At 67.4% G+C, this 3,373-nt stretch carries 5 protein-coding genes; all 5 read right to left on the reverse strand.

Features of this window, described 5'->3' with window-relative positions:
- Positions 1-172: 172 nt before the first annotated feature.
- The 5 genes from NLX86_RS34135 to NLX86_RS34155 all read right to left on the reverse strand — a co-directional run bounded on the left by NLX86_RS34135 (position 173) and on the right by NLX86_RS34155 (position 3,228).
- Positions 173-1,393, reverse strand: a complete 1,221-nt coding sequence (locus NLX86_RS34135; protein ID WP_254375708.1) for a helix-turn-helix domain-containing protein — start codon at positions 1,391-1,393, stop codon at positions 173-175.
- Positions 1,394-1,554: 161 nt separating this feature from the next.
- The gene (locus tag NLX86_RS34140) at positions 1,555-1,815 is read right to left on the reverse strand and encodes a hypothetical protein (RefSeq protein ID WP_254375709.1); all 261 of its coding nucleotides are present in this window, start codon (positions 1,813-1,815) and stop codon (positions 1,555-1,557) included.
- Positions 1,812-2,162 carry a type II toxin-antitoxin system PemK/MazF family toxin gene (locus NLX86_RS34145; protein WP_254375710.1) on the reverse strand — a complete coding sequence of 117 codons (351 nt, stop codon included), beginning with the start codon at positions 2,160-2,162 and terminating at the stop codon, positions 1,812-1,814. The genes NLX86_RS34140 and NLX86_RS34145 overlap by 4 nt, the downstream gene beginning before the upstream one ends.
- On the reverse strand, positions 2,159-2,419 hold the full coding sequence (locus NLX86_RS34150; protein WP_254375711.1) for a hypothetical protein: 261 nt from the start codon (positions 2,417-2,419) through the stop codon (positions 2,159-2,161). The genes NLX86_RS34145 and NLX86_RS34150 overlap by 4 nt, the downstream gene beginning before the upstream one ends.
- Before the next feature lie 287 nt (positions 2,420-2,706).
- On the reverse strand, positions 2,707-3,228 hold the full coding sequence (locus NLX86_RS34155) for a transposase (RefSeq protein ID WP_254375712.1): 522 nt from the start codon (positions 3,226-3,228) through the stop codon (positions 2,707-2,709).
- Between the last annotated feature and the right edge of the window lie 145 nt (positions 3,229-3,373).

Below are 3,373 nucleotides of genomic sequence, written 5' to 3' on the forward strand. Positions count from 1 at the left end.
CAAAACCGTTCGGGATGCGCGCAGTGCCGGGACGTGGGTCCAAGACCCACTCCTGATCACTGATTAGGAACGGTGGCCGGTGCTGCTGATGCCTAGTCAACGCGGAACGGCGCCCCACAACTGGCACACCTTGTGACAGTCGCAGGAAGCCGTGTGACAGTTGCCCGAGGGGTCAGAGCTGGAGGCCGCACCAGGAGGCATAGCCGATGAGGGTCTCCGGGGTTCTGCGGGCCGCGTGCACGAGCCCGGACACCGTCTCCCTGACGCTGGGGTGGTACTTGGCCTGCTGAGGGGCGACCGTGCGTGCCTTGAGGAGCGAGGCCAGTGCAGCATCGGTTCTGCCGGTCCAGAGCTGAGAGCGGGCGGTGTCGATCCAGAAGTGCCCGAGCCGGTCAGGGAAGTACCCGGCAGGCGGCTTCACCTCCTTGGCGAGCTGCAACGATTTGCCGTGGTGGCCCAGCTCCATCTCCACCGCAGCGGCATGGATCGCCACGTTCGTCGGGCCGAACGACTGCACGTGCTGTGCCTCTTCGCCGGTGCCGGTGATTTCCCGCCCCAGCTGGGCGGCCATACGGCGGGCTTCCTTGAGTTCCTCTCGGGCGGTGTCGCCGTCGCCCTGCCGAGTGGCCAGCATCGCCGCCCTCAAGTGCAAGTTGCCCGCCGAGCACAGGGCAGGCAGTTCCCCGGCTCTTACGCCCTGGTCGATGCCCTGCCGGGCCCCAGTGATGATGGCCCGGCCTACCTCGTGTCTGCCGGTGGTGAACGTCGCGTAGGCCCGCGTGTAGCCGTACAGGGCTCCCAGGTACGGGTCTGCGGAGCGCTGCGCGGAGTAGTCCATGCGGGCGAGGAGCAGTGCTACGAGGTCGGACAGGCCGAGGCCGTAGGCCACGTCGTAGGCGGACCGGTAGACGTGGACGAGCTGCCGGTGGGCTTCCTCGGCTGCGTGACCTGTGGCGGTCTGGGAGAGCTGGACGAGTTCGTCGATGAGCGGCGGGACGCAGGCGACGATCCTGCCGAAGTTCGCGTCCCGACGGGCGGCCAGGACGTACTGCACGTCCTGGGCGATCTCCTCGGCGCCGCGTACCGGGATCTCGTCCAGGGGCAGGTCGTAGTTGTCGAGGCTGGCGCGCAGGTCGGCGAGAGGACCGTCGAGGCGGTCGTGGGTGTGGTCGGCGGCGTACGGCTGGCCGGTGAATGTCGTGACCGGTACAGACATGGCCCGAGCCACGGCAGCGACCAGTGAACCGGAGGCCGGTCGGCGGCCCTGCTCGACCTTGACCAGCAGGGAGTAGGACACAGCGGCTTTGGTTGCCAGCTGTTTCTGGGTGAGCCGGTGAAGGCGGCGGTAGGCCGCGATTCGTGCCCCTATTCCAATGTCGGTGGGCGTGGGCATACTTGCTCCGTCCTTGGTAGTGGCCTATCTGGGACGGTACCCGCCACGGGAGGCGGGAACAGTGCGAACGCCCCGCTATCCGTCTCGCGGACAGCGGGGCGTTGCCATGTCTGCAGCCCCCTCGGCCGGCATGACGCTATCGGCCAGATGGCGTCAAGTTCTCAAGGGCGGGGAGGAGTCACCATCGTGCCCAACAGGAACGGCGCCTGTTGTGGAGAAGACAGCGGGTGTCTGGTGCCGGTGATGGTCGCGGCGTGCGCTGCGACGGCGGCGGAGAACTCGGCGCTGATGGGCTCGGGTCCGGTCTGGTCGGTGAGGGCGCGGAGCCGCTCGCGTTCTGCGGTGATCTTGGATTCCTCGGCCGGGGTGAATTCGAGACCGGCGCGGAGTTCCGTCCACGTGGTCCGGCTGGCCTCGCTCACAGGTCGAGCATGAGTCGCAGGTAGCGGCGGACTTCGTTCTTCTCCTTGTCGCTGATGACTCCCAGCGGGGTGCGCCCGACGAGTCGCTGTTCGGAGATGGAGCGGATGTCGTCGGTGCGGGCCCAGCTCGGCCGGTCGAGACCGGACTCGGGTGAGGTGATGGGCACGTGGTGGTCCAGGCCCCGGGTCTTGGTGGTGAGCGGCACGATGATCGTCATCGGGATCGGAAACGCCGCGTGAATGGGAGAGGCGACGACGAGGACGGGACGGCGTCCTGCCTGCTCGCTGCCGATGACGGGGGAGAGGTCGGCGTACCAGATCTGCCAGGGACGTGCGAGACGGCTCACTTATCGGTCTCCCAGGAGTCGCTCGTGAGGCCGTCGCCTGCGAGGTGGTCCCACTCGCCCAGCTCGGCCATGTAGTCGGCCCACGCTTCGGGGTCGGCCTGGAGGCGGGTGTACTGGTCGAGCATCCGCTGGCGGCGGTGGTCGTCGAGGAGACGTTCCAGAGCGGAGGCCATGGTGCCGCCGATCTCGGCTGCTACCTCGCCGATCCTGTCGCGGAGGTCCGAGGGGACCTTCATCGTGGTAATCGCTGTGGTCATACACGCAGCATACCCAAGAGGTATCCCTAAAGGTATCCCCTTGAGGGGCGGCGAGTGACGCCTCGCGAACTAAACGGCATCGCGCCGACAGCGTCGAGCCCTCGCTGGCGACCAAGATCAACTGTGCTCCCGGCGGGAGCACTGGCCGTCTCATCTGGTCCCATCTGGTCCCATCCCGTCCGACCCTGTCCGCCGCTGACGCGTATATACGTGCAGGTCAGGGGGTTTCGGGCAGCTCGATGTGCTCGGCGGCCCGGTGGCGGTCGTCGAGTTCGGGTGGTCTGGGGTCAGGCTGCGGTGCCGAGTGGGTTGAGAGTCACGCGGTAGCCGAGTTGGTTGAGCTGGGTGACCGCGCGGCGGGTGGCGCGTTCGGGGTCGCGCTGGGCGAAGTAGGTGCCTGCGAGCTCGTGGTAGGGCTTGTGGTCGGTGAGCATGTGCCAGATCGCGGTGATGATCGAGTGCTCGACGGCGACGAGGGCCTTCATCATGCCGCGCCGTGCGGTGAGCCGTTTGTAGCGGGCCTGGAGGTAGGTGTCCTTGGTGCGTGCGGCACCGAGGGCGGCGATGCCCAGGGCGCCCTTGAGGTGCGGGTTTCCGGGACGGACCTTGGTGCTCTTGGTGCGGCCGGCCGAGGCGTGGTGGCCGGGGCAGACTCCGGCCCAGGAGGCCAGGTGCTTGTCGCCGGCGAAGCGGCTCATCTCGCTGGCCGGGACGTCTCCGCCGTAGTGTTCGGTGATGCGGACAATCGCGCTGATTGCACCAATCTGGTTGGCGGAGGTGCCTCCGACGCGGAGGTTGTACTTCTCCAAGGCTCGCCGAGTATCGACATAGCGGGGGTCGCCGGCGATGAGGCCGGCCCGATAGTTGTCGAGAGGTTCAACCGTTCCTAATCAGTGATCAGGAGTGGGTCTTGGACCCACGTCCCGGCACTGCGCGCATCCCGAACGGTTTTGG

This window comes from Streptomyces sp. A3M-1-3 (assembly GCF_024213665.1).
In the GTDB taxonomy this organism is placed as follows: domain Bacteria; phylum Actinomycetota; class Actinomycetes; order Streptomycetales; family Streptomycetaceae; genus Streptomyces.